The sequence below is a fragment of the Bradyrhizobium sp. WSM4873 genome, assembly GCF_055811355.1.
Map to the genome: position 1 here is coordinate 548111 of NZ_JBVVPS010000001.1, position 23073 is coordinate 571183.

Annotated in this window: 25 protein-coding genes; 15 read left to right on the top strand and 10 right to left on the bottom strand. The window is 64.4% G+C overall.

Features of this window, described 5'->3' with window-relative positions; all coding sequences use genetic code 11:
- Window positions 1-129: 129 nt before the first annotated feature.
- Entirely contained in the window at window positions 130-1614 is a 1485-nt protein-coding gene (locus tag AC0L21_RS02690) for an aldehyde dehydrogenase family protein (RefSeq protein ID WP_473257736.1), read from the bottom strand.
- A 112-nt stretch (window positions 1615-1726) separates the two neighbouring features.
- Here AC0L21_RS02690 and AC0L21_RS02695 point away from each other — a divergent pair, with 112 nt between their 5' ends.
- Complete coding sequence (locus AC0L21_RS02695) at window positions 1727-2809, top strand: substrate-binding domain-containing protein (RefSeq protein WP_473257738.1); 1083 nt, start codon at window positions 1727-1729, stop codon at window positions 2807-2809.
- Between the two features lie 33 nt (window positions 2810-2842).
- On the opposite strand, the gene AC0L21_RS02700 is transcribed toward AC0L21_RS02695, so the two are convergent.
- Window positions 2843-3418, bottom strand: a complete 576-nt coding sequence (locus AC0L21_RS02700; protein ID WP_473257740.1) for a hypothetical protein — start codon at window positions 3416-3418, stop codon at window positions 2843-2845.
- Between the two features lie 157 nt (window positions 3419-3575).
- Between AC0L21_RS02700 and AC0L21_RS02705 the strand changes: the two genes are divergently transcribed.
- Both AC0L21_RS02705 and AC0L21_RS02710 read left to right on the top strand, forming a co-directional pair.
- The gene (locus AC0L21_RS02705) at window positions 3576-4514 is read left to right on the top strand and encodes a LysR family transcriptional regulator (RefSeq protein WP_473257743.1); all 939 of its coding nucleotides are present in this window, start codon (window positions 3576-3578) and stop codon (window positions 4512-4514) included.
- Between the two features lie 95 nt (window positions 4515-4609).
- Complete coding sequence (locus AC0L21_RS02710) at window positions 4610-5557, top strand: helix-turn-helix domain-containing protein (RefSeq protein WP_473257745.1); 948 nt, start codon at window positions 4610-4612, stop codon at window positions 5555-5557.
- Window positions 5558-5596: 39 nt separating this feature from the next.
- Here the strand turns inward: AC0L21_RS02710 and AC0L21_RS02715 are convergent, their stop codons facing one another.
- From AC0L21_RS02715 to AC0L21_RS02735, 5 genes are all read right to left on the bottom strand, one after another.
- Entirely contained in the window at window positions 5597-6181 is a 585-nt protein-coding gene (locus tag AC0L21_RS02715; protein ID WP_473257748.1) for a TIGR00645 family protein, read from the bottom strand.
- A gap of 33 nt (window positions 6182-6214) precedes the next feature.
- Complete coding sequence (locus AC0L21_RS02720; RefSeq protein WP_473257752.1) at window positions 6215-6850, bottom strand: TerC family protein; 636 nt, start codon at window positions 6848-6850, stop codon at window positions 6215-6217.
- Entirely contained in the window at window positions 6847-7209 is a 363-nt protein-coding gene (locus AC0L21_RS02725) for a hypothetical protein (RefSeq protein WP_473257755.1), read from the bottom strand. The genes AC0L21_RS02720 and AC0L21_RS02725 overlap by 4 nt, the downstream gene beginning before the upstream one ends.
- Window positions 7210-7211: 2 nt before the next feature.
- A complete protein-coding gene (locus AC0L21_RS02730) occupies window positions 7212-7685 on the bottom strand; it encodes a TerB family tellurite resistance protein (protein ID WP_473257760.1) in 474 nt (157 codons plus the stop codon).
- 274 nt (window positions 7686-7959) lie between these two features.
- Window positions 7960-8340, bottom strand: coding sequence for a nuclear transport factor 2 family protein (locus AC0L21_RS02735; RefSeq protein WP_473257762.1), 381 nt, complete (start codon window positions 8338-8340; stop codon window positions 7960-7962).
- Between the two features lie 170 nt (window positions 8341-8510).
- Between AC0L21_RS02735 and AC0L21_RS02740 the strand changes: the two genes are divergently transcribed.
- The 8 genes from AC0L21_RS02740 (at window position 8511) to AC0L21_RS02775 (ending at window position 16980) form a co-directional block, all read left to right on the top strand.
- Window positions 8511-10268, top strand: coding sequence for an MOSC domain-containing protein (locus AC0L21_RS02740; RefSeq protein ID WP_473257764.1), 1758 nt, complete (start codon window positions 8511-8513; stop codon window positions 10266-10268).
- A 15-nt stretch (window positions 10269-10283) separates the two neighbouring features.
- Window positions 10284-10880, top strand: coding sequence for a redoxin domain-containing protein (locus AC0L21_RS02745; RefSeq protein WP_473257767.1), 597 nt, complete (start codon window positions 10284-10286; stop codon window positions 10878-10880).
- Window positions 10881-10930: 50 nt separating this feature from the next.
- Window positions 10931-12397, top strand: coding sequence for a MocR-like pyridoxine biosynthesis transcription factor PdxR (pdxR, locus tag AC0L21_RS02750; RefSeq protein WP_473257771.1), 1467 nt, complete (start codon window positions 10931-10933; stop codon window positions 12395-12397).
- A 74-nt stretch (window positions 12398-12471) separates the two neighbouring features.
- Window positions 12472-13098 carry an FMN-binding negative transcriptional regulator gene (locus AC0L21_RS02755; RefSeq protein ID WP_473257773.1) on the top strand — a complete coding sequence of 209 codons (627 nt, stop codon included), beginning with the start codon at window positions 12472-12474 and terminating at the stop codon, window positions 13096-13098.
- A gap of 92 nt (window positions 13099-13190) precedes the next feature.
- Window positions 13191-14018 (top strand): class II glutamine amidotransferase, encoded by an 828-nt coding sequence (locus AC0L21_RS02760; RefSeq protein WP_473257775.1) that lies wholly within the window; start codon window positions 13191-13193, stop codon window positions 14016-14018.
- 21 nt (window positions 14019-14039) lie between these two features.
- Window positions 14040-15263: a carboxylate-amine ligase gene (locus AC0L21_RS02765; protein ID WP_473257777.1), complete on the top strand. Its 1224-nt coding sequence runs from the start codon at window positions 14040-14042 to the stop codon at window positions 15261-15263.
- Between the two features lie 63 nt (window positions 15264-15326).
- The gene (locus tag AC0L21_RS02770; RefSeq protein ID WP_007608779.1) at window positions 15327-15512 is read left to right on the top strand and encodes a hypothetical protein; all 186 of its coding nucleotides are present in this window, start codon (window positions 15327-15329) and stop codon (window positions 15510-15512) included.
- Window positions 15513-15840: 328 nt separating this feature from the next.
- A complete protein-coding gene (locus AC0L21_RS02775; RefSeq protein ID WP_473257783.1) occupies window positions 15841-16980 on the top strand; it encodes a hypothetical protein in 1140 nt (379 codons plus the stop codon).
- A gap of 6 nt (window positions 16981-16986) precedes the next feature.
- Here AC0L21_RS02775 and gor read toward each other — a convergent pair whose 3' ends face one another.
- Genes gor through rpiA form a run of 3 tightly spaced genes read right to left on the bottom strand, consistent with a single transcriptional unit; the run spans window position 16987 to window position 19665 of the window.
- Window positions 16987-18375 (bottom strand): glutathione-disulfide reductase, encoded by a 1389-nt coding sequence (gene gor, locus AC0L21_RS02780; protein WP_473257786.1) that lies wholly within the window; start codon window positions 18373-18375, stop codon window positions 16987-16989.
- A gap of 55 nt (window positions 18376-18430) precedes the next feature.
- Window positions 18431-18949, bottom strand: a complete 519-nt coding sequence (locus AC0L21_RS02785; RefSeq protein ID WP_473257789.1) for a DUF2059 domain-containing protein — start codon at window positions 18947-18949, stop codon at window positions 18431-18433.
- Window positions 18950-18951: 2 nt separating this feature from the next.
- On the bottom strand, window positions 18952-19665 hold the full coding sequence (rpiA, locus tag AC0L21_RS02790; RefSeq protein WP_473257792.1) for a ribose-5-phosphate isomerase RpiA: 714 nt from the start codon (window positions 19663-19665) through the stop codon (window positions 18952-18954).
- 172 nt (window positions 19666-19837) lie between these two features.
- On the opposite strand from rpiA, the gene AC0L21_RS02795 reads away from it, so the two are divergent.
- From AC0L21_RS02795 to AC0L21_RS02810, 4 genes are all read left to right on the top strand, one after another.
- On the top strand, window positions 19838-20527 hold the full coding sequence (locus AC0L21_RS02795) for an HAD-IA family hydrolase (RefSeq protein WP_473257796.1): 690 nt from the start codon (window positions 19838-19840) through the stop codon (window positions 20525-20527).
- A 137-nt stretch (window positions 20528-20664) separates the two neighbouring features.
- The gene (locus tag AC0L21_RS02800; protein ID WP_473257798.1) at window positions 20665-21165 is read left to right on the top strand and encodes a hypothetical protein; all 501 of its coding nucleotides are present in this window, start codon (window positions 20665-20667) and stop codon (window positions 21163-21165) included.
- Between the two features lie 108 nt (window positions 21166-21273).
- Window positions 21274-22308, top strand: a complete 1035-nt coding sequence (gene moaA, locus AC0L21_RS02805) for a GTP 3',8-cyclase MoaA (RefSeq protein ID WP_473257800.1) — start codon at window positions 21274-21276, stop codon at window positions 22306-22308.
- A gap of 169 nt (window positions 22309-22477) precedes the next feature.
- Window positions 22478-23059, top strand: coding sequence for a TRAP transporter small permease subunit (locus tag AC0L21_RS02810; RefSeq protein WP_473257803.1), 582 nt, complete (start codon window positions 22478-22480; stop codon window positions 23057-23059).
- The last annotated feature ends 14 nt before the right edge of the window (window positions 23060-23073 follow it).

The window sequence follows — 23073 nt, forward strand, 5'->3', positions numbered from 1 at the left end:
AGGCCGCACAGTTCTTGTCCGCAGGGTTTGCCGCAGCTGAGCGGAATGCAGACAATTTTATCGATCTCGAAAAAAGAGCCCGCCGACCGGGTGATCTGGCGGGCTCCGGGTTTGGTCGCTCGGGAGGTATCAGACGGCCAAATTCATCCAGACAGCCTTGGGCTCGGTGAAATTGTCGAGCGCGGCGGTGCCGTGCTCGCGGCCGAGGCCGGAGTCGCGCTCGCCGCCCCAGGGCAGACGCACGTCGGTATAGCCATAGGTGTTCATCCAGACCGTGCCCGCGCGCGCCCGCTTGGCGAAGCGCTGCAGCTTGCCGATGTCGCGACTCCAGACCCCGGCGGCGAGGCTGTAGGCCGTGCCGTTGGCAATCCGCAAAGCATCGGCTTCATCCTTGAACTTGATGACGCTGACGACGGGACCAAAGATCTCCTCCTGCGATATCCGCATCTCGTGCGCGACATTCGCGAACACCGCGGGGCTGACGAAGTAGCCGCGATCGCCGACCTTTTCGCCACCGGTGACGAGGGTCGCGCCCTCCTTCCGGCCGATCTCGACATAGTCGAGGATCGACTTCATCTGCTTCTCTGAGATCACGGGACCGAGCGTCGTCTTGCGGTCGAGCGGGTCGCCGATCCTCAGCGACTTCGCGCGCGCCGCCAGTCGCTCGACGACCTCGTCATAGGCCTTCTCCTGCACCAGCACGCGCGAGCCGGCGGAGCAGACCTGGCCCGCATTGAAGAAGATGCCGGAAGCCGCAGCTTTCGATGCGGCTTCGAGATCGGCATCGTCGAAAATGACGTTGGCCGACTTGCCGCCCAGCTCCAGCGAGACGCGCTTGAAGTTGCTAGCGGCGCCCTTCATGATTCCCCGCCCGACACCGGGAGACCCGGTGAAGGTGACCTTGTCCACGTCAGGGTGATTGACCAGTGCGTCGCCGACGACCCGGCCGGGGCCAGTGACGACGTTGAAGACGCCCGCCGGCAGGCCGGCTTCGAGCGCGAGCTCGGCGATGCGCAGCGCCGACAGCGAGGTCAGCTCGGCCGGCTTCATCACGATGGCGCAGCCGCAGGCCAGCGCCGGCGCGAGCTTCCACATCCCGATCATCAGCGGGAAATTCCACGGCACGATCGCGGCGACCACGCCGACCGGCTCGCGCACGGTGTAGGTCAGGGCATCATCGCGCACGGGCACGACGTCGCCGCTGATCTTGTCGGCCCAACCGGCGTAGTAAATCAGCGTGTCGACGGCGGCCGGAAAATCCTGCCGCGATGTCGCGGCGATCGGCTTGCCCGCATCGATCGACTCGAGCTCGATGATCTCCTCTGCGTGAGCCTTGAGCAGGTCAGCCCAGCGCAGCAGGATCTGGCCGCGCTCGGACGCCCGCATCGTGCGCCATGGGCCTTCGAAAGCCCGGCGCGCGGCGGCGACCGCATGCTCCACATCGGCCTCGTTGCCTTCGGCGACGACGGCGATGACCTGCCCAGTGGCCGGGCTGAGCGACTTGAAGGTGCGCCCGGAGCTTGCGGGGACGCGGCGGCCGTCGATCAGCAGATGCTGTGGCCGGGACATGAACTCGGTGGCCGGCGAGTGTGCAAAATCATATGCAACAGACATCATATTTCTCCAGTTCTGGTATGCCAGACTAGGCGCACAGAGACCGGAGTAAATATGATATGAATTGCGAGTGGACGGCCAGCATATGAAGTACAATTCATAAGGAAGACTAATGCTTCAGATCGAGATCGAGGCCTTATGGCGGTTTCGGCGCGAGGGCAATCCGCGCACCGCCATCATCATGCTCGGTGTCCTCAACGAGATCAGGAGAACGGGGAAGATCACCAGCGCGGCCAAGGACGCGCACCTCTCCTATCGCCATGTCTGGAATCTGATCGAGCAATGGTCGGAGTTCTTAGGCACGCCGCTCGTGGAAACGCAGCGCGGCAAAGGTTCGAAACTCACGCCCTTCGGCGAGCGGCTGGTGTGGGCGGGCGAGCGCATGCAGGCTCGGCTGGGACCTCAGCTCGAGAATCTGGCGCAGGAACTGGCGAGCGAGATCAAACCGTTCCTCGAGCAGCGGCCGTCGGTGATCCGCGTGCATGCCAGCCACGGCTTTGCGGTCGCAAAACTGCGCGAATTCCTCGACCGCGAGCCGGGCATCGGCGTCGATCTGCGCTATGTCAGCAACCAGCATTCGCTGGTCTCGCTGGCGCAGGGCGCCTGCGATCTCTCCGGCCTGCACCTACCGCACGGCGCCCTGCGCGCCCAGGGCATCAAGGCTGCGCGCGAATGGCTCGATCCGCGCGAGGATCGAATTATCAGCTTCGTCACACGCGAAATGGGATTGATGGTCGCGCGCGGCAATCCGCTGCGCATCGCTTCGCTTGATGATCTCACCGGACCAAAAGTCCGCTTCGTCAACCGCGATCATGATTCCGGCACGCGCCTGCTGTTCGACCAACTGCTCGCGGCAAGCGGAATTGACGAGAGCCGCATCAACGGCGCGCAGCAGATCGAATTCACCCACGCCGCGGTCGCGGCTTATGTCGCGAGCGGCATGGCGGATGCGAGTTTTGGCGTCGAGGCGGCTGCGCGCCATTTCGGCCTCGATTTCATCCGGCTCCTGACCGAGGATTATTTCTTCGTCTGCAAGCGCGCGTTCCTGGACACCGGGCCGATGCAGCGCATCCTGGAGATCATCCGCAGCGCCGATTTTCGCGCGGTCGTCGCCACCCTGCCGGGTTATGTGCCGTCGGACACCGGCACCGTCACCGGCGTGAAAGCGTTTCTGGAGATGCACGCCGTGCGATGATGCCGAAGGATGCCGTCGCCTTGTCCGCGCCGGTCAGATCGGCGGCTCGTCCTTCAGCGCCGACAGAACCTGCTCGCCCTGCGCGGTCAGGCGATACGTCACCAGCGGACGGCTCGACGGCGGCTTTCGCGCGAGCTCGACGATGTAGCCGCGCACCATCAGCGCTTCGAAGCTGCCGTAATAGCCGAACATGCTGAGCTGGTTCTGCCTGAGCAGTTTGAACTCGCGCAAGAGACGTATCTCGTTGCCCGACAGCAGCGACCGGCGCACGCGCTGAACGAACCGCGCGCGCTGCTCGAACCAAGCCTGGTCCGGCAGTTCGTGCGAGGCCGGTGCCGGGGTCCGTTCGCAGGGGCGTGCGTCCTGCGCAATCTCGACCGTCACCTGCGGCGGGCACGGCATGCTGCTGCTGACAACCGCGTCCTTCGCCACGTCGAGCAACGCGAGCGGCCAGCGCCGCTTGTTGTCCACCATGACAGGCGGTGGCACGACGCTGTCGCGCACCAGCTGCTCGAAGCGTCCGGCGGTCACGCCGACATAGGCCGCCGCGCGACGGCGATCGACCAGACGCCTATCCGGCGCGACCTCGCAAACAATGTTCTCGTCCACCCTGGATCCCCTGGCGCCTCGTTGCGCATGGCATGACGGTCCGCGGGACCGGCCGAGCCGGGCGGGAACCTAGGTGGGAGGAACGCGCTCGAAAAGCACAGAATTTCGTGCATGTTGATGCCGTTTCGGCAACAGCTATAGTCCGGCCGGGGGTCCCATGCGCTTTCACTCACCGGCCATCCAGTACTTCCACGCCGTGCGCCGCACCGGTTCGATTCGGGCCGCGGCGCGTTTGCTGAACGTTGCCTCGTCGGCCGTAAGCCGCCAGATTCTCAAGCTTGAACAAGAGGTTGGGTCACCCTTGTTCGAGCGCAATGCGCGCGGCCTGACGCTGACGACGGTCGGCGAGATGTTGGCCCGGCACGTCATGAACGTGCTCCAGGACCTCGACCGCTTCCGCTCGGACGTCGCGTCCCTGTCGGGGACGTGGCACGGCACCGTCAGCATTGCCTGCATCGAGTCGCTCACGGAGTCGGTGCTGCCGGACCTGATCGCCTCCCATCGTGGCCGCGCCCGGCGCGTCAGCTTCACCACCGAGGTGAAGGGATCGTCGGATGTGCTGGAGGCCCTGAGCCGCGGCGAGGCCGACATCGGCATCGCCATGGCGCTGCGCCATCCGCCGGACCTGCGCCAGGTCGCCCTGAAACGATTTCGCCTCGGCGCGGTCGTCGCGCGCGAGCATCCGCTGGCGCGCGGCAAGACGGTCACGCTAACCCAATGTCTCGCCTTTCCCGTCATCCACGCGCTGCCGGAGCTGTCGATCTATCATCTGCTCCAGCCGCTGATCGCGCAGCTCTCCGAGACGCCGGAGCCTGCCATCCAGGCCAACTCGATCGACCTGATGCGCGAGCTCGCCGCGCGCGGCGTCGGCGTCGCCTTCCAGACCCAGCTCGGTATCAGCAGGCTGTCGCGCGATAGCCAGCTCGTCTTCCTGCCGCTCGACAAGGCCGGGAGTCCGGTGTGGTCAGATCTCGGCATCTACGTTCGCGCCGAGCGCACCCTGCCCGCCCACACGGAATCCTTCCTCCAGGAGCTGGTGCGCGAACTGGGCGAGCGCGAGCGGCAGGAAAACGCGGCCTACCCGCAAGTTGCGTGATCAAGCGTCGCAGTAGTTTCCCGGGATAGGGCCGATGGACGACCATCTGATACCGTTTGTATTTTGCGGCTCATCCCTCACGCCAGGATCCCGAAATGCCGCTATGTCGGCTGAAGCCTTCGCGAGTCCTCGGCATCGAGCGCTTCTCGGATTTCGCCGAGTTTCGCGCCAACGAGGTGCTCGGCCTCGGCATCAGCACGCCGCTCCGCCCGCGCGAATTCTCGCTATCTCGCGCCATCCTGCCGCTCCAGGATGGTCTGTTCGTGCTCCAGCGCTCCTTTGCACGGCGGTTTGAGGCCGAGATCGGCACGGACAATGGTGTCGGCCTCGTTGTCCCCCTCACGTTTCACTCCACCTCCAACGGCCGCGAGGTCGACAATTCGACCATTGCCATCATGCGCGGCAAAGCCCCCGTCGACGCGATCGAGCATCATCCCAACACTTACCTGATGCTGCGCTTCAACTCGGACATGCGTCATCGCGGCTGGACGGATTTCGACACGGGCCTCGCATATGTTCGCGCACAGGACCATCCGATGGTGCGATTGCGCGCCGCTATCCTGGAGATGTTCTCACTCGCCTCGGCGTGCAACGATCCCCGCCAATTCGAGGCGCTCAACCGACCCATCCAGGAGACGCTGCTCGCCTGCCTCGACGACGCCATAGCGCCGGCCGGCGGGCTGACCGCGCGACGCGGATCGTTCGCCAAGCACCGCAAGCTGATCGCGCGCCTCGACGAAATGGTGATGTGGTCCGGCAGCAAGGCACTCTACAGTGACGACCTGGCCTCTGCGCTCGGCGTATCCGTGCGTACGCTCCAGACCGCCGCGCACGCGGTGCACGGCGTCAGCCTGCACCACTATCTACGCCTCAAGCGGCTGTGGTCCGCCCGCATCCAGCTCATGGTCGGAGGCGGCGGCATGAGCGTCAAGGCCGCAGCGCTCGGCAACGGCTTCTGGCATCTTGGTGAGTTCTCGCGCGGCTACAGATTGGCGTTCGGCGAGGCACCCTCCGAGACGCTGGCGCAGAGCCGGCGTCCCTGAGCGCAGCCTTCGGCGTTTGAGCGGCCGCGTCTGTCACGCTCAGCCGTGGCCGGCTCCCTTGCGCTGGCCCCCCTCGCTGAGGCGGTCGACCCAGGCGATGCCGATCGCGGAGATGATGAAGGTCAGATGGATCAGCACCTGCCACATCACGCCGCTCTCGGTGAAATTGCTGCGCGTCGTGCCGAGATTGCCCGCCTCGATGAAGGTCCTGAGCAGCGAGATCGAGGAGATGCCGATGATCGCCATCGCAAGCTTGATCTTGAGCACGCTGGCGTTGACGTGGCTGAGCCATTCCGGCTCGTCCGGATGACCGCTGAGGTTCAGGCGCGAGACGAAGGTCTCGTAACCGCCGACGATCACCATCACCAGCAGATTCGAGATCATCACGACGTCGATCAGCCCGAGCACGACCAGCATGATCTGCTGCTCGCTGGCGTCGAACGAGTGCACGACCAGGTGCCAGAGCTCCTTCAGGAACAAGAGCACATAGACAGCCTGCGCGACGATCAGGCCGACATAAAGCGGGACCTGCAGCCAACGCGAGCCAAAGATGAGTTGGGCAAACGGGCCGATTTGCGGTGCCCGCACGGAAACCGCCGAAGGTGCTTTGGATTCGGACGTCATTGATCACTCCGGATGATGGACAGGCGCGTTGCCTCAGAGACTCGCGATCACAGGCGCGAGCTCGAGCGATCCGCGATAGATCATCTCGAAGGCGACGTAAACGATGATGGCGAGGCCGACATAGCCGATCCAGCGCTGCTTCTGGAGCACGCGGCCGAGCAAATCGGCGGCGACGCCCATCAGCGCGACCGACAACAGCAGGCCGAAGGCGAGGATGTAGGGATGCTCGCGCGCAGCGCCCGCGACCGCGAGCACGTTGTCGAGCGACATCGAGACGTCGGCGGCGACGATCTGCACCGCCGCCTGTCTGAAAGTCTTTTGGGAGTCAGGCGCAGCGCTGCTGCTGCCATGGCTGAACGCGAGCTCGTTCGCGTGCGCGGACTGCTCGCGCAGCTCCCGCCACATCTTCCAGCAGACCCAGAGCAGCAGCACGCCGCCGGCGAGCAAGAGGCCGATCACCTGCAGAAGCTGGGTCGCGACGCCGGCAAAGACGATGCGCAAGGCGGTGGCGGCGATGATGCCGACGACGATGGCGCGCCGGCGCTGCTCGGCCGGCAGGCCGGCTGCGGCAAGGCCGATGACGACGGCGTTGTCGCCTGCGAGCACGAGGTCGATCAGGACGACCTGAAACAGCGCAGTCAGCGCTTCGGTGGTGATGAATTCAGTCATGATTGGTCATTTTTCGGTGCGGACGGATCGAGCCATTGCGGCTTCTTCCGCTCGACCCAATCCAGAACCTTGCCGCGCGAGGATCGCAGCGCGGGCACGTCTTCAGCGAGCAAAGCGAGGCCGAGCGGGAGCATCCAGACGCCGAGCACCGGCAGGAACGAGAGTACGCCACCGACAATCAGCAGCGCGCCCGAAGGGATTCTCACCCAGCGGCTGGACGGCTTGAGCAGATAGGTGACGGTGTCGCCCATGCGCGGCGGCAGGCGACGGACAAGCTTGTCGAGGCGCGGGTCGCCGCCGGCCATCTGGCCGGTGGCGCCCGCAGTCCCTGTCTTATCCTCGTCCGAAACTACGCTCATGCTTACTCCTCGGCGGCGATGCGCTGTTCGGCGCGCACTGCATCCGGTGTCACCTGCTTTGCGCGGGGCAGCACCAGCGTCAGCAGGCGCAACAGGTTGATCGCCTGCACTTCGTGGGGATGCACGTCCTCGTCCGCGGCCGCGACGCGCTCCGACAGCTCCATCAAATGAGCCGACAGCGGCAGGTCCGAAACCGGACGCAAATTCTCGATCACCACATTGGCGAAATCCGGTTCCTCGAGTCGTTCGGCAAGCTCGTCGAACATCGCGTAGAGCCGGTCGTCCGAGATGTGCGGTGCCAGCTTGCGATCCCGGATGAAACGGACCACCTCGTCGCGTTCGACCGACGAAACTTGCCGGTCGGCGACGGCAACCAGCGCGCCGACGATCACCAGCGCCACCGCCGCCTGCTCGTTCAGGCTCGACGGCTCGGTGATCTCGATTTCGATCGGATTTGAATGCTTGGCGTCGGACATCGTTGCTCCCTTATCTTGCGAAATACCGCACGGAGCTGCGATGGGGACGATTGGGTCGGAGAGACTATCAAGAAGGCCCGACGATCGGCCGATCCATCGCATTCGCGCGGGACAGGTCATCCGACATCACGAGGTTTGCCGACAGCGTCGGCGTCCTCGCCAGAGGGGCCCGGATTCTTGTTCCTTCCACACATAAAGATGGGACTGTCGGAATCAAGGCGACGCGACTGCGACCAGCCGCCGCATCGGGTTCCGTGTTGCGACCGAGCCGGTGTTACCCCGCCCGCTCGACAAGATGCGCCCGCGAGGGCGACGGCTCGAACCTGTCGCCGAAATACTGCGTCTCGTGCGCCACCAGGCCGTCGCGGAATTCCATGATGCTCACGACGTAAGACGGCACCCCGTCATAGGTCAGCACGAATTCGCTCACCCAGAGATCGTTGCCGCCGACGATGCGCCGAACCGTGAAGCGCTTCTTGTTCGGCTGCACGAACCGGCTCTGCTGGATATTTCTGCGACCACGGATGCGCTCGCCGGATTGCGGATAGTCGAGCACCGCGTCCTCGCGATAGATGTCGTGCTCGGCCTCGAAATCGTTCGCGTCCGAAGCGTCCCAATGGCGCTGGAGCGCGGCCAGCTTGCCCTGATCATTCATCGTGATCTCCCGTTGTCCCGACTGCGTTTTTCGTTACGCCATCTCAGATTGGCCTGAGGGCCGCCGGTAGCAAGGCTTGCTCGCAACGTCTAACAACGACTAACGAGCCAAAAACCCGATCCGGATGCAAGGATGATGGCAGAACCGCGCAGTCAGATCGGGAACACACAATGACACGTCTGCTTTCGGTCAATGTCGGCCTGCCGCGCGACATCGCCTGGCAGGGCCGGACCGTCCACACCGGCATCTGGAAGGCGCAGGTCACAGGCCCGCGCAGGGTGCGCCGGCTCAACATCGATGGCGACGGCCAGGGCGACACGGCCGGACATGGCGGCGAACATCGTGCCGTATTCGTCTATCAGGACGAATCCTATCGGTACTGGCAGGAGCACCTGGGTCGATCGAACCTCGTTCATGGCCAGTTCGGCGAGAACTTTACGGTCGAGAGCCTCGCCGACACCGGCGTGTGCATCGGAGACCGCTACAGGATCGGCTCCGCGGTGTTCGAAGTGACCCAGCCGCGCGTCACCTGCTACCGGCTCGGCATTCGCATGGACGAGCCGGACATGGCTGCGCTGCTCGTCAGGCACGGGCGGCCCGGATTCTATTTCCGGGTGATCGAGGAAGGCGACGTCGAAGCCGGTGACGAGATCACACAGATCGCCGCGGGACCCGAGCGCATGAGCGTGTTCGAGATCAATGCGCTGCTTTACCTGCCGCCGCATCCGCGCGAAGGCCTGGAGCGTGCGCTGCGGATTCCCGCGCTGAGCCGCGGGTGGCACCGTTCATTCGAGGCGCTGCTCGAGCAGCAGAAGGATAACAAGGCCGCGGGAAACGCCGGGCTTGGGCCGGCGGCGAGCCCTCCTCCGGCCTGGCGCGGGTTCCGCTCCTTTCGCGTGGCGCGCAAGATCGCGGAAAGCGGCAACGTGACGTCGCTGATTCTCGAACCCGTCGACGGACATCCGGTGGCGGTCGCTCTGCCCGGTCAGTTCGTCGTCATCAGGCTCGAACCTTCCACTGCGCAGGCAATGACGCGCAGCTATTCGCTCTCGAGCGGCGCCGATGCCGCGTCCTATCGCGTCAGCATCAAGCGCGAAGCGCACGGCGCCGCCAGCCGTTACATTGCCGACGAGCTGGTGGACGGCGCTGCCGTGCAGCTCGGTGCACCACGCGGCAGTTTCACGCTACGACCGGGCACCCGGCCCGTCGTCCTGCTGAGCGCCGGTATCGGCGTCACCCCGGTGCTCGCGATGCTCCACGCGCTCGCCGCGGAAGCGACGACTCGCGACGTCTGGTGGCTGCACGGCACCCGCAACGGCCGCGAACATGCGTTCGCCGCCGAGGCGCGCGAGTTGCTAGGTGGGCTCTCTCGTCACCATAGCCATATCTGCTACAGCGCGCCTGACCCGGACGATCGTCTCAACGTGGAGTTCGATACAGTCGGACATCTCGACGCACGCCTGCTCCAGACTCTGAGCGTGCCGCGTGACGGCGATTTCTATCTGTGCGGACCGGCAGCTTTCATGAGCGATCTGAAAGCTGGCCTCACCACGTTGGGTATCGCACCGGATCGCGTCCACACCGAATTGTTCGGCGCCGGACCATCCTTGACGCCCGGCATAGCGCCCTCCCCGCAGAAGCGAGCGCACTCGCCGGTCGGCGCACCCGGCCCCGGCCCGATGGTTTCGTTCGCCCGCAGTGGCCTCAACGTGTGCTGGGCACCGGCCTACGCCAGCCTGCTGGAATTGGCCGAGGCGTGCGACGTCCCCGTGCGCTGGTCGTGCCGGACCGGCGTCTGCCACAATTGCGAGAGCGGATTGATCGCGGGGACGGTCGACTATGCGCCGGATCCGCTCGATCCGCCGGCGGACGGCAATGTCCTGATCTGCTGCTCACGGCCCCGAAACGACGTCGTGATTGATCTGTAAAACCGGGAGAGCGTAATGCGACCTGACATCATGCCGGGAGTAACCTTCCCGGATTACGAACTCAGCGACCACACCGGCAAGCATCGAAAGCTCTCCGAGCTGCAGGCGGGCGATCCGATGGTGCTCGTGCTCGGCCGCGGCGGATTCTGTCCGAAGGATCGTCGCCAAGCCGAAGGCTTGCTGCAACTCCATCGCGAGATGGAGGTGGGCTATTGCCGGATGGTCACGATCACGACCGACAACATCACCCAGACCAGCGAATATCGCAGCGGCGTCGGAGCGCACTGGCCCTTCCTCTCGGATCCGCGACGCCTCGTTCAGAAGGATCTCGACATCGCCGAATACACCGATCCCGTCCACAATCCGATGATTCCGCACGTGATCGTGCTCGAGCCCGGTCTCGTGGTTCACAAGATCTACAACGGCTACTGGTTCTTCGGCCGTCCAACCGTCGAAGAACTCCGCCAGGACCTCAGGGCAGTCGGCATGAAGTGCCGGCCGGATTGGGACATTACGGCGCCCGGCCTCAGGGCCCTGTGGGACCAGGGCCGCAAGGAGCATTTTCATCCCTACGGCAAGGCTTACGTCGAAACTCTCGGCGAACGGGATTAGAACCACATTCCGACATCGCCCGCTCGGGCGAATGCCGGCTTGGAATGTGGATGATCCAGATGAAGACCAAACCCGCTCCCCGTGCCGACCGCATGGGCGCGCGCCAGATCTACGAAGCCCTGCGGGATCAGATCATGGCGCGGGTGTTCGGGATCGACGGCTTGCTGCCGTCCTCCCGCGCCCTGGCCGGCGAGATGGGCGTGGCACGCTCGACCGTCACGATCGCCTACGAACAGCTCGCCGCCGAAGGCTTCATCGAGACACGCCATGGCGCGCGACCGCGGGTGGGTCGCGCCGTCGTCGAACGGGGACACACGCGCGTACTGTCGCGCCCGCCGGCGCGGAAGGTGCGGCTGTCGGCCTTCGGGGACCGGTTGCTTCAAGACCCGCCGCGCTGGACCGAGCCGCCGCGCGGGCTTGTCGCGAACTTCCGCTATGGCGAGCTCGCGCCGTCGGATTTCCCGGTAGTGGCCTGGAAGAAGGCCGTGACTGCCGCGATGGCCCGCAAGCCCGAGCGGCTGGCCTATGACGATCCCTGCGGCGCGCTGCGGCTGCGGACCGCGCTCCAAGGCTATCTCTGGCGGTCGCGCAGCGTCCGCTGCGAGGTCGATCAGATCGTTGTCGTCAACGGCTCGCAGCAGGGCCTCGACATCTGCGCGCGCCTGCTGCTCGATGCCGGCGACCGCTTCGTGATGGAGGATCCCGGCTACCAGATGGCGCGGCATACTTTCGCGGCGACGGGCGCGGAGACGATCCCGATTCCCGTCGACGCGGATGGACTGGAGACAGCGCGGCTCGATGGCGTCGAAGCCCGCCTCGCCTATGTCACGCCCTCGCACCAATATCCGCTCGGCGGCGTCATGCCGATCGGACGCCGGCACCAATTGCTCGCCTGGGCCAGGGCAAACGACGCCTACGTGATCGAGGACGATTACGACAGCGAGTATCGCTACGATACCAAGCCGATTCCGCCCCTGCACGCGCTGGAAGGCGGCGGCAACGTGATCTATCTCGGCACCGTCTCCAAGACGCTCTCCCCGACCTTGCGGATCGGCTATCTGGTGGTGCCCGCCGCCCTGCGATCCCTGTTCGCCGCCGCCAAGCAGATCATGGACCGGCACACACCGCTGATCGAACAGGACGCACTCGCGTCGATGCTGGAAAGCGGCGCCTATGACGGCCACATCAGACGCGTGCGCCGGCGCAACGCCGAACGCCAGCGCACGCTGCTCGACGCGCTTCGCCGCCGGTTCGGGGATCGCGTCCGGATCGAGGGCACGGCCGCCGGCCTGCACATCGTGGCGTGGTTCGACAACCTGCCGCAGAAGCGAGAGGACGCATTGATCAAGGCAGCCCAGGCAAAGGGCCTCGGCATCTATCCCGTCTCGGCACTGTTCGTCGGACTTCGCCGACCGCGGAAGACAATCGGCCTCGTCATGGGCTATTCGGCACTGGAGGTGTCACAGATCGAGCGCGGCTGCAGGCTTCTCGCACAGGCCGTCGCCGAACTGGACTGATCAAATAGACGATAACTGGCAGTTTCTTACAGACCAGATTTCGGCTATCTCCATATCAACACCGGAGATAGACCATGTACATCCCTCCCGCCTTCAAGGACGATATCGAGAGCATCCGGGCGACCATTCGCGGCGCCCGCCTCGCCAGTCTGGTCACGGCCACCACCGAAGGCCCGGTCGCCACACCGCTGCCGCTCTTTCTCGAGGAGAGCGAAGGCGAGCATGGCGTGCTGTACGGACATGTGGCGAAAGCCAATCCGCAATGGAAACTGCCGCCGATCGGAGATGCGCTGGCAATCTTCAGCGGTCCCGACGCCTATGTGACGCCGTCGTGGTACGCGACCAAGCAGGAGACCGAAAAGGTCGTGCCGACCTGGAACTACGTCGCGGTGCATGCCTATGGCCCGGTCGAATTCTTCCAGGACCCCGAGCGTCTGCTCGAGGCCGTGACGCGGCTCACGAACAGGCATGAAGGATCGCGTGCCAAGCCCTGGGCCGTCACGGATGCCCCTGCGGATTTCATCGCCGCGCAGTTGCGTGGAATCGTTGGCGTACGCATTCCCGTCGTGCGGTTCGAAGGCAAGCGCAAGATGAGTCAGAACCGTCCCGAGGCTGACCGTGTCGGCGTCGCGCAAGGTCTCGCAGCGAGCGAGAACGCAGGTGATCGCGAGGTTGCGCCATTGATTCCGGTTCCGGTGTAGTGACCACTAGGTTCCCGGCACTCGCTGTCGGGAACCATCGTCCTGTCAGGCTCGTTGATACATCTCAGCAAGCATCTCCTGACAGGATTCCCATGTGCCGCTGGATCGCATACCGGGGCGAGACCACGTCTTTCGAACCCTACGTCACCGAGCCCGAGCATTCGCTGATCGCGCAAAGCATCCGCTCGCTCCAGTCGACCGCCGGCTCGAATGGCGACGGCTTTGGTCTCGGCTGGTACGGCGAGCATCCGGAGCCTGGTCTTTATCGTGAAACACGCCCGGCCTGGTCGGACGAAAATCTCCGCTATCTCTGCCGGCATCTGCGCTCGCATCTGTTCTTCGCCCATGTGCGTGCCGCCACCGGCACGGCGGTGACGCGGCAGAACTGTCATCCCTTTGCCTGCGGCCACTGGATGTTCATGCACAACGGTTTCGTCGGCAGCTGGAATCGCCTGCGGCGCAAGGTCGAGGCGCTGATCCCCGACGCCTACTATCCTTCGCGGACAGGCACGACCGATTCGGAAGCCGTGTTTCTCGCCATGATGGGCGCGGGGCTCGATGCCGATCCGCTCGGCGCAACGCATCGCGTGCTGCGAGCCCTCGTCGGCCTCGTCAACGAAGGCGAGCTTCGCGAGCGGCTACGCTTCACCAGCGCCATCGCCAACGGGCGGGATCTCTATGCGTTCAGGGTTGCGGTCAACGATGCCGCCAACACGCTGTATTTCCGCGAGGCTGGCGGCCAGGTCATCGTCGTGTCCGAGCCGTTCGACAAGGAAACGGACTGGACGGAAGTGCCCGCGAATCACGCGCTGGTCGCACGTGCGTCCGAAAGCGCGAAGATTGTTCCGTTCGACCTTGCAATTTCCGGTGGGGCCGATGCGGAACCTGCCCCTGTCAGAAGGATTATCGCCCGCGGGTAAATACCTTGGTCGGGTGGCACGATGACATTGGCGTCAGACGTCTTGAAACTGCTGCGACTCGATTCCTCCGACAGGCAGCACCTCGTCATTCGCTCGGCCGGCGGACGCGGCAAGGCCGCGGAATATTCGTTCGGTATCGAGGAGGAATACTTTCTCGCCGATCGCCGCAGCCTGGAGGTCGCGATCCAGACCCCCAATGAGCTATTCGAATCTGCGAGTTGGTCGACAGGCGGCCAGGCCATGCGGGAGATGTTGCAGTCGCAACTCGAGGTCGCCACCAACGTTCATGTCGACGTCGCCGACGCGCGCGAAGAACTTCGCTTCCTGCGTCGCGAAGTCGCAAACGTCGCGGCACAATACGGCTTCGTGATCATGGCCTGCGGCACGCATCCGACCGCGGTCTGGCGCATGTCGCAGCCGAGCCCGAAACCGCGCTACGAGGAGATGATCGAGGATCTGCGCAGCATCGGCCACCGCAACCTGATGTGCGGTATGCACGTGCACGTCCAGTTGCCCGACCCCGAGAAGCGCATAGCGGTGATGCGAGCGATGCTGCCGCATCTGCCCTTGTTCATCGCCCTGTCGGCCTCCTCCCCATTCTGGAATTCACACAAGACCGGACTGAAGGGCTATCGGCTCGCCGCCTATTCCGAGCTGCCGCGCACCGGCCTGCCCGAATTGTTCGAGAGCCGGCAGGACTACGACGGATATGTCGGCGCGTTGCAGCGCTCCGGCGTGATCCCTGATGAAAGCCACATCTGGTGGGCCATGCGCCCCTCCATGAAGCACCCCACCCTCGAGCTGCGTGCGCCCGATACCTGCACCTTCGTCGACGATGCCGTTGCCATTGCCTCGCTCTATCGCTGCCTGACGCGCTATCTCTACCTGCGACCTCATCTCTCGAAAGAGGTCACCGCGGTCGAACGCGCGATTGCGGTGGAGAACAAATGGCGCGCCCAGCGCTACGGCACCGATTGCATCTTTGCCTCCAAGGACGGGCCGGTCGAGATCTCCGAGCTGCTCTCCCGCGTGATCAAGGACATCGCCGAAGACGCCGCGGCGCTGAACTGCGCGGCCGAGGTCGAACACTGCCGCACCATCGTCGAGCGTGGCAGCTCGGCGGAATTTCAGCTTCGCGCTTTCCGCGACAATGCGGAAGAGATCGCCGCCGTGTCGCGCTGGATCGCAGACGCGACGATCGCGGGCACGAGCGCCCCGGCGACAGGCGTCGCTGCGCCCTCATAGCGCCCGCGCAAGCTTCGGGAGCAACAATGTCGCTCCTGAATTCGGAAGGTCGCGGAGAGAACCATGAATCGCGTCAAATGTTGCGCCGGCTGCGGCCATGGCCTCATTCCGATGCTCTCGGCCAAAGGGCGCGCAGAGCTCAGCTGCCTGTGGTGCGAGCTCATCGAGGCGCGTGCAGTGGACATGGCGAAGTGGGCCGACAGCCCGTACGGCAAGCCCGAGCGGACCGTCCGTCGATCTTTCGACTGAACGGTGAGACACCGCCGACTTCCCTGGTCGGCGCGGCTGCACGTCCGCGCCAGAATGCCGACAAATTAGACAAGACACCTCTCGTCGCCAGGCTTGCAGATTGGGCGAACATGGCCATGCAGGCTGGCGAAGCGTGTCATCTAACCTCAGGTGCAACCTCGATTTTTCTTCGCGTGGCGGCTCGTCGCAAAGCCTTGCGTGCCGCCCGGCGCCTCGACTGGCCCAGAATTCGCAAGGCAGCATCAGGCCTGATCCCCTGCTCTCCCGATTGGAGCAGCAAGATGCGTGTGCCGAGAGACCGGGTGAGCGGCCCAGATCGGAGAATGCCATGAACGTGCATGCCGCCGGCGATCTCAAAATCACCGGCCTCACCCGCCCGGACGGCGCCCCCCTTCGCCTCAACGACCGGGATTTCGTGGCGATCGACCGCGACCGGAATGCGAAGTTCGAGGCGACGTACCGGCCGCAAGCCCTCTACAATCGCGCCAACGAAGGCTTTCACGCCAACAACGAAACCTTCCTGCTGCACGAGGTCGCGACCAATCTGCCGATCTATCTGCCCGACACCGGTCCGACAGATTTCCATCTTCATTTGCCCCCAGGTGGCTTTCAGCTCGTGCTGGTCACCTCGGGCGCGTTCACCTTCGACTATGACGGCCGCTTCTACAATGTCGGCCCCGGCGCGGTGATGCTGCAAAGCGCGATCGTGCACCGCCAGCTATTCTACACCTGGTCGGGACTGTCGACCGAAGAGAATTTGAAGACACCACAAACGGTGGCGCCGGATCCAATTTCCATGGGCTATTCCGGCAAATTCCTCGAAGCCTTCATCACCGATCCGACGACCTTTCCAAACCCGACCATTGTCGGTCCGGACCAGATCAACGAAGACGAGACGCCACGGGTGGCATGGAGCCATTCTCTGCATGATCGACCTGCGGACGGAAGCTTTTGGCTCCAGGACCCGCTGGCGCTCGATGCGCTGTTCAAGCCGCTCACCGACAGCCCGGTCAAATCATCCATGCCGGTCTATGTGCGCGACATCGGCATCGAAGTGCCGAGCGGGCATCTCGTCGCCGGCCACATCATCGCAACCGACCCGCGCGGCCAATCGCTCCTGCCCAAGAGCACGTCGGCAGCGGCGGACACCACATGTTTCGGCAAGGGCGAGGTTGTGATCTACCGCGTCATCCGCGGCACGGCCGAATTCAGGAACAGGACTGGTGAGACTTTTGAGCTCACGGCCGGCGACGTGGTGACGGCAGGCAAGAATGCCACGACCCTCGTCGGTATCGGTGAGAACACGCAGGTCCTTCGGCTCGGCCTTCTCAAAGGCATGAACGACCTCCGCAGCTGGACGCCGACCCAACGCGACGAGATCGACGGCCTCGCCGGTCAGATCATCACACAGAAGGACATCCGTCCCCTGCGCACCGAGGGCAAGCCGGTCGGGTATCTCTACGACTGAGCGGAGTTACTCCGCCGCCTGGCGGACGTGGCGGGCGGTCGGGGTGCGCATGGTGACGAGCTCTTCGGCCGCCGTCGGATGCAGCGCAATCGTCGCATCGAAATCGGCCTTGGTCGCCTTCATCTTCACCGCAATCGCGACCGCCTGGGTGATCTCGGCCGCGGCATCGCCGACGATGTGACAGCCGAGCACGCGGTCGGTTGAACCATCGACGACGAGCTTCATCAGCACGCGGGTATCGCGGCCCGACATCGTCGCCTTGATGGGCCGGAACGTGGTCTTGTAGATGTCGACATGGCTGAATTGCGCGCGGGCCTCGGTCTCGGTGAGGCCGACGGTGCCGACCTCCGGCTGCGAGAACACGGCGGTCGGGATGTTGGCGTGATCCACCTGAACCTCGCGCTTGCCGAACACGGTGTCGGCGAACGCATGGCCCTCGCGGATCGCGACCGGCGTCAGGTTGAAGCGATGGGTGACGTCGCCGATCGCATAGATGCTGTCGACCGAGCTCTTCGAGAAATGGTCGACGGCGATGCCGCCGTTCCTGGGGTTGATGGCGACGCCGGCCTTCTCCAGGCCGAGATTGGCGACGGCGGGATGGCGGCCGATCGCGAACATCACCTGGTCGGAGGCGAGGCTCGACCCGTTCGACAGATGCGTGGTGAATTCCTCGCCGTGCCGATCCACCTTCACCACCGTGCAGCCGGTGAGGATGGTGATGCCCTGCTTCTCCATCTCGGCGCGGACGTGGCCGCGAACATCCTCGTCAAACCCGCGAAGAATGTTGTCGCCGCGATAGATGACGGTGACGTCGGAGCCAAAGCCGGCGAAGATGCCGGCGAACTCCAGCGCGATGTAGCCGCCGCCCTGGATCACGATCCGCTTCGGCAGCTTGGTCAGGTGAAACGCCTCGTTGGAGGAGATCACGTGCTCGATGCCGGGAATCGGAGCGCCGTGATTGGGCGCGCCGCCGGTGGCGATCAAAATGTATTTTGCGGTGATCTTCCTGTCGTTCTCGAGCAGGCGGACGGTGTGCTTGTCCTCGATCACCGCGCGGCTCTTGACGATCTGCGCGCCCGACTTCTCGACATTGGCGGTGTAAGCCGCCTCGAGACGCGCGATCTCCTTGTCCTTGTTGGCGATCAGCGTCGGCCAGTCGAAGGTCGCAGGCGGAACGGTCCAGCCAAAACCGGCGGCGTCCTCGATCTCATGGCGGAAATGCGAGCCGATGACGAACAGCTTCTTCGGCACGCAGCCGCGGATAACACAGGTCCCGCCCATGCGGTACTCTTCCGCGATCATCACGCGGGCACCGTAACCGGCCGCGATGCGGGCGGCACGCACGCCGCCCGAACCGCCACCGATGACAAAGAGGTCGACGTCGAATTCAGCCATTGTCCACTCCGACCTCTTTCACAACATGATCCGGATTCTGATCAGATAGGAACTGTCAGATCTCCTTGCCACGCTTGCGCATCTCGGCGCGGAAGTTGCCCATCACCGTCTCGGAGAAGTTCTGGGCCCAGGAGTTCATGAAGGCCATGCTCAGGCCGATCGCGCGCGGCTCGGCCTCGATCAGTTTCTTGCCCAGTGGCGACTTGTAGAAGGTGACGAGATCCTTCAGCTCCTGCTCGGTGAACTCGCTGGCATAGACCTGCGCCATGCCATCACCGATCTCGCTCTCGCGGCCCTTGAGCTGCTGGGCGACGATCTGGGCGACCTCGGTGAGATCCTTCTGATAGTTGAGGTTCTGCTGGATCAGCGCGATCTTGGTCTTATCGACCAGACCGGGCACGGCGTTGGCGTACATCGCACTGGCGTTCTTGATCGCCAGGATCTCCTTGGCCGCCGCGATGGCGGCCGGCGACGATTTCGGCGCCGCGGCCTGCTGGGCCCCGGCCGGGACGACCGAGAGGGCCAGTCCCACAGCGAGAGTCGCGACCGGCAACAATTTCAAAACGCTCTTCATTCCTAGTCTCCTTTCGGCTTTCGCCGTTCAATCACGCGAATTCCCTCGCCACCCGCCAAAACAGCCGAGCTGGCCAAGCCGATGAACAAACCATGCTCGACCACGCCGGGGATCGCGCTCAACGCCGTGGCGAGGCGAGCGGGATCCTCAATTTTTTCGAGCTGGGCATCGACGATCCAGTGGCCGCCATCGGTGACGAAAACGTGGCCGTCCTTGCCGTTGCGGACCGCCATCGGCCCGGAAACGCCGCATTCCGTGAACGCCTTCTCGATCGCGCGTCGCGTTGCGCCAAGCCCGAACGGGATGACTTCGACCGGCAGCGGAAAGCGGCCGAGTGTCGGCACCCATTTGGTGTCGTCGGCAATCACGATCATGCGATCCGAGGCAGCCGCGACGATCTTCTCGCGCAACAGCGCGCCGCCGCCGCCCTTGATCAGATTGAGTTCGGGGTCGATCTCGTCGGCGCCGTCGACGGTGATGTCGAGATGGTCGATCTCGTCCAGCGTGGTCAGCGGCACGCCGCAGCGGATTGCATCGAGGCGCGTCGCCTCGGAGGTCGGCACGCCGATCACTTTCAGCCCGGCGCGGACCCGCTCGCCGAGCAGCTCGACGAAATGTTTTGCGGTCGAGCCGGTGCCGAGCCCGAGCTGCATGCCGTCACGGACCTCCTCGAGGGCGCGCGCCGCAGCCTGCCGCTTCAACTGGTCCATGTTCACGTTTGCGCCGTCCCTGAATGACGAGTGTGCCGGTAGGCTTGCGGCGGCCTGTGTAGCCTCGTTTTCCCTCGGAGAACAGGGTCTGGGGGAACAGGCCTCCGAGCCCACCTTATAAGGTGATCTTATGGCTTCGGCCCTTGCGCGGGCGGAGCCGGGCCGGTAGCGCTGGACCATGATCCCCTCCCACACCATCGTCTTCGATCTCGACGGCACGCTTGTGGATACGGCGCCCGACCTGATCACCGCCCTCAATTACGTGCTCGACCGCGAAGGCCTGCCGCCCGTGCCGATGGCCTCGGCCCGCAACATGATCGGCGCCGGCGCCCGCAAGCTGATCGAGCGGGGGCTGGAGGCCGAGGGCCGCAGCGTCACGGTTGCCGACATGGACCGGATGACGGCCGATTTCATCGCCTATTACGCCGACAATATCGCGGTCGAATCCCGGCCCTTCGAGGGGCTGGAGGCCGCGCTCGACCATTTTGCGGCCCAGGGCCATCGCCTCGCGGTCTGCACCAACAAGCTGGAATGGTTGTCGAAGCGCCTGCTGGACCAGCTTGACCTGAGCCGGCGCTTCGCCGCGATCTGCGGCGCCGACACTTTTGGCGTCCAGAAGCCCGATCCGACCATTTTCCGCGAAACGGTGGCGCGGGCCGGCGGCGAGGTCAAAGCCAGCATCATGGTCGGCGACGCCGGACCCGATGTCGGCGTGGCCCGGCGCGCCGGAGTTCCGGTGATCGGGGTCAGCTTCGGCTATACGGACGTGCCGATCGCCGAGCTGAAGCCGGACCGGCTGATCCATCACATGCGCGACCTGCCGGCCGCCGCCAGCAGCCTGATGATTGCGCAGGAAGCTCTCAAGTAGCTGACAGAGCTTAGTTATTCCGCGGAATCCCGCGTTAACCATCTGCTAACTATGCACCGCCCGCCGATTGCTTGCTTGGAACGACGCTCCTAAGTTCGCCCGGGGATGTGGCGGTTCGTCGCACTAGGTGGATGGTCATGCGTCGTGTCATCGCGATTGCGTTAGCTGGGGTAAGCCTCCTGGGAGCAACGAGCCTTGCCGGCTGCTCCTCGATGTCTTCGGTTTCCTGGGACATGTTCAAATCGGCCCCGCCGATGGTCCAGGTCCGGCTCGAATCCAATCCTCCGGGTGCTGACACCACGACCTCGCTCGGTGGAGGCTGCAAGACCCCCTGCTCCGTGTCGGTTCCCGCCCCCGACGTCCCCTTTACGGTCGCTTTCGCGCTGCCGAAACACCAGCCTGTCAGCGTGCCGGTGAACGTCATCAGGAATCCCGGGGACTTCACCACGCCCGCCTCGATCACCACCGACCCAAACCCGGTTTTCGCGGAGCTCCAGCCGGCCGTTCCGCCAAAACCGGTCCGCAAGCCGCACCGGCCGAAGAAACCGAAACCGGCGGCGCCCGCCGCTGCCCCGGCGGCTGCTGCCGCACCGATCTCGGGCTCGCCGTTCCCCGATCCGAACACGGGCAAGCGCTGACCTCTACGAACGCCCCAATTGTCTCTGACGCTTCCGATGCTTAGATTGCGTCCAGGGCGCCGCTGAAGCAAAGCTGCTCCGGTCGCCGCAAGTGACAAGGCATTTGGTATGAACGGACTTTCCGCGAGCCCCCGCGCCGCGCTGTCGAGCGCGATGACCGATCCGTTCGGACGGACCATCTCGTATTTGCGCGTCTCCGTCACCGACCGCTGCGACCTGCGCTGCTTCTACTGCATGTCGGAAGACATGACGTTCCTGCCCAAGGCAGACCTGCTGACGCTGGAGGAACTCGACCGGCTCTGCTCGGCCTTCATCGCCAAGGGCGTGAAGAAGCTGCGGCTCACGGGCGGCGAACCGCTGGTCCGCCGCAACGTGATGACATTGGTGCGCTCGCTGTCGCGGCATCTCGAGAGCGGCGCGTTGAGCGAGCTGACGCTGACCACCAACGGCACCCAGCTTGCGAAACACGCGAGCGAACTCGCCGATTGCGGCGTCCGCCGCATCAACGTTTCGCTCGACACGCTCGATCCGCAGAAGTTTCGCGAGATCACCCGCTGGGGCGAGATCGACAAGGTGCTGGAAGGTATCGAGGCCGCGCGTACTGCGGGCCTCGCGGTCAAGATCAACGCCGTTGCGCTGAAGAACCTCAACGAGGACGAACTTCCCGACCTGATGCGCTGGGCCCACGGCAAGGGCATGGGGCTGACGCTGATCGAGGTCATGCCGATGGGCGAGATCGGGTCGGGACGAATCGACCAGTACCTGCCGCTGTCGCTGGTGCGCGCGCGCCTGGCCCAGCAGTTCACGCTGACCGATCTGGCCGAGAGCACCGGGGGGCCGGCGCGCTATGTCAGCGTCGCCGAGACCGGCGGCAAGCTCGGCTTCATCACCCCGATGACCCACAATTTCTGCGAATCCTGCAACCGCGTGCGCGTCACCTGCACGGGAACGCTGCACACCTGCCTCGGCCACGAGGATGCCTCCGATTTGCGCAAACCTTTGCGTGCATCCGATGACGATTCGCTGCTTGCGGATGCGATCGACCGCGCCATTGGGCTGAAGCCCAAGGGCCACGATTTCATCATCGACCGCCGCCACGACCGCCCCAGCGTCTCTAGGCACATGAGCGTCACCGGCGGCTAGCATCGGCTGCCCGGCCGCGGCTTATTCCCCTTAACTATCAACAAACTTCCGATTGACTGGCGGCAAACTCGCTGGTTTGGTGCGGCTGCCTCATGCCTGCGCGGCGAGACAAGCCAACGCGCCACTCGGCGCAGTCAAGACGGCCGGGGCAAATCGGGGAGGACCAATCTTGCAAGCGCTCCTGAAGCTGAGCAATGGAATTGACGCGTTCACACGTTGGACCGGCAAACGTCTGGCGTGGCTGATTCTGCTCGCCGTCGTCATCTCGGCGCTGAATGCGATCATTCGGAAGACGTTGGACACGTCCTCCAACTCCTGGCTCGAGCTGCAATGGGTGCTTTTCAGCATCGTGTTCCTGCTGTGCGCGTCCTGGACGCTGCTCGATAACGAGCACATCCGGATCGACATCTTCAACAGCATGATGCCGAAGCGGGCTCGCAACATCATCGACATCATCGGGCACATCTTCTTCCTGATCCCGCTGACCATTGTCATGATCGTGACCGGGATACCGTTCTTCCTGCGCTCGCTTCAGATCAACGAGCAATCCGGCAATGCGGGCGGCCTGCCGCAATGGCCGGCAAAAGCGCTGATCATGATCGGCTTCACCCTCCTGCTGGTTCAAGGCATCTCCGAGCTGATCAAGCGAATCGCCATCATGCGCGGAATGATCCCGGATCCTCACGAGTCGCAGGTCTCCGCACTGGAGGCCGAGGTCGAGCACCTCGTCGAAGCGATCGAAAAGAAGTAGCCGCTGGCGACGGT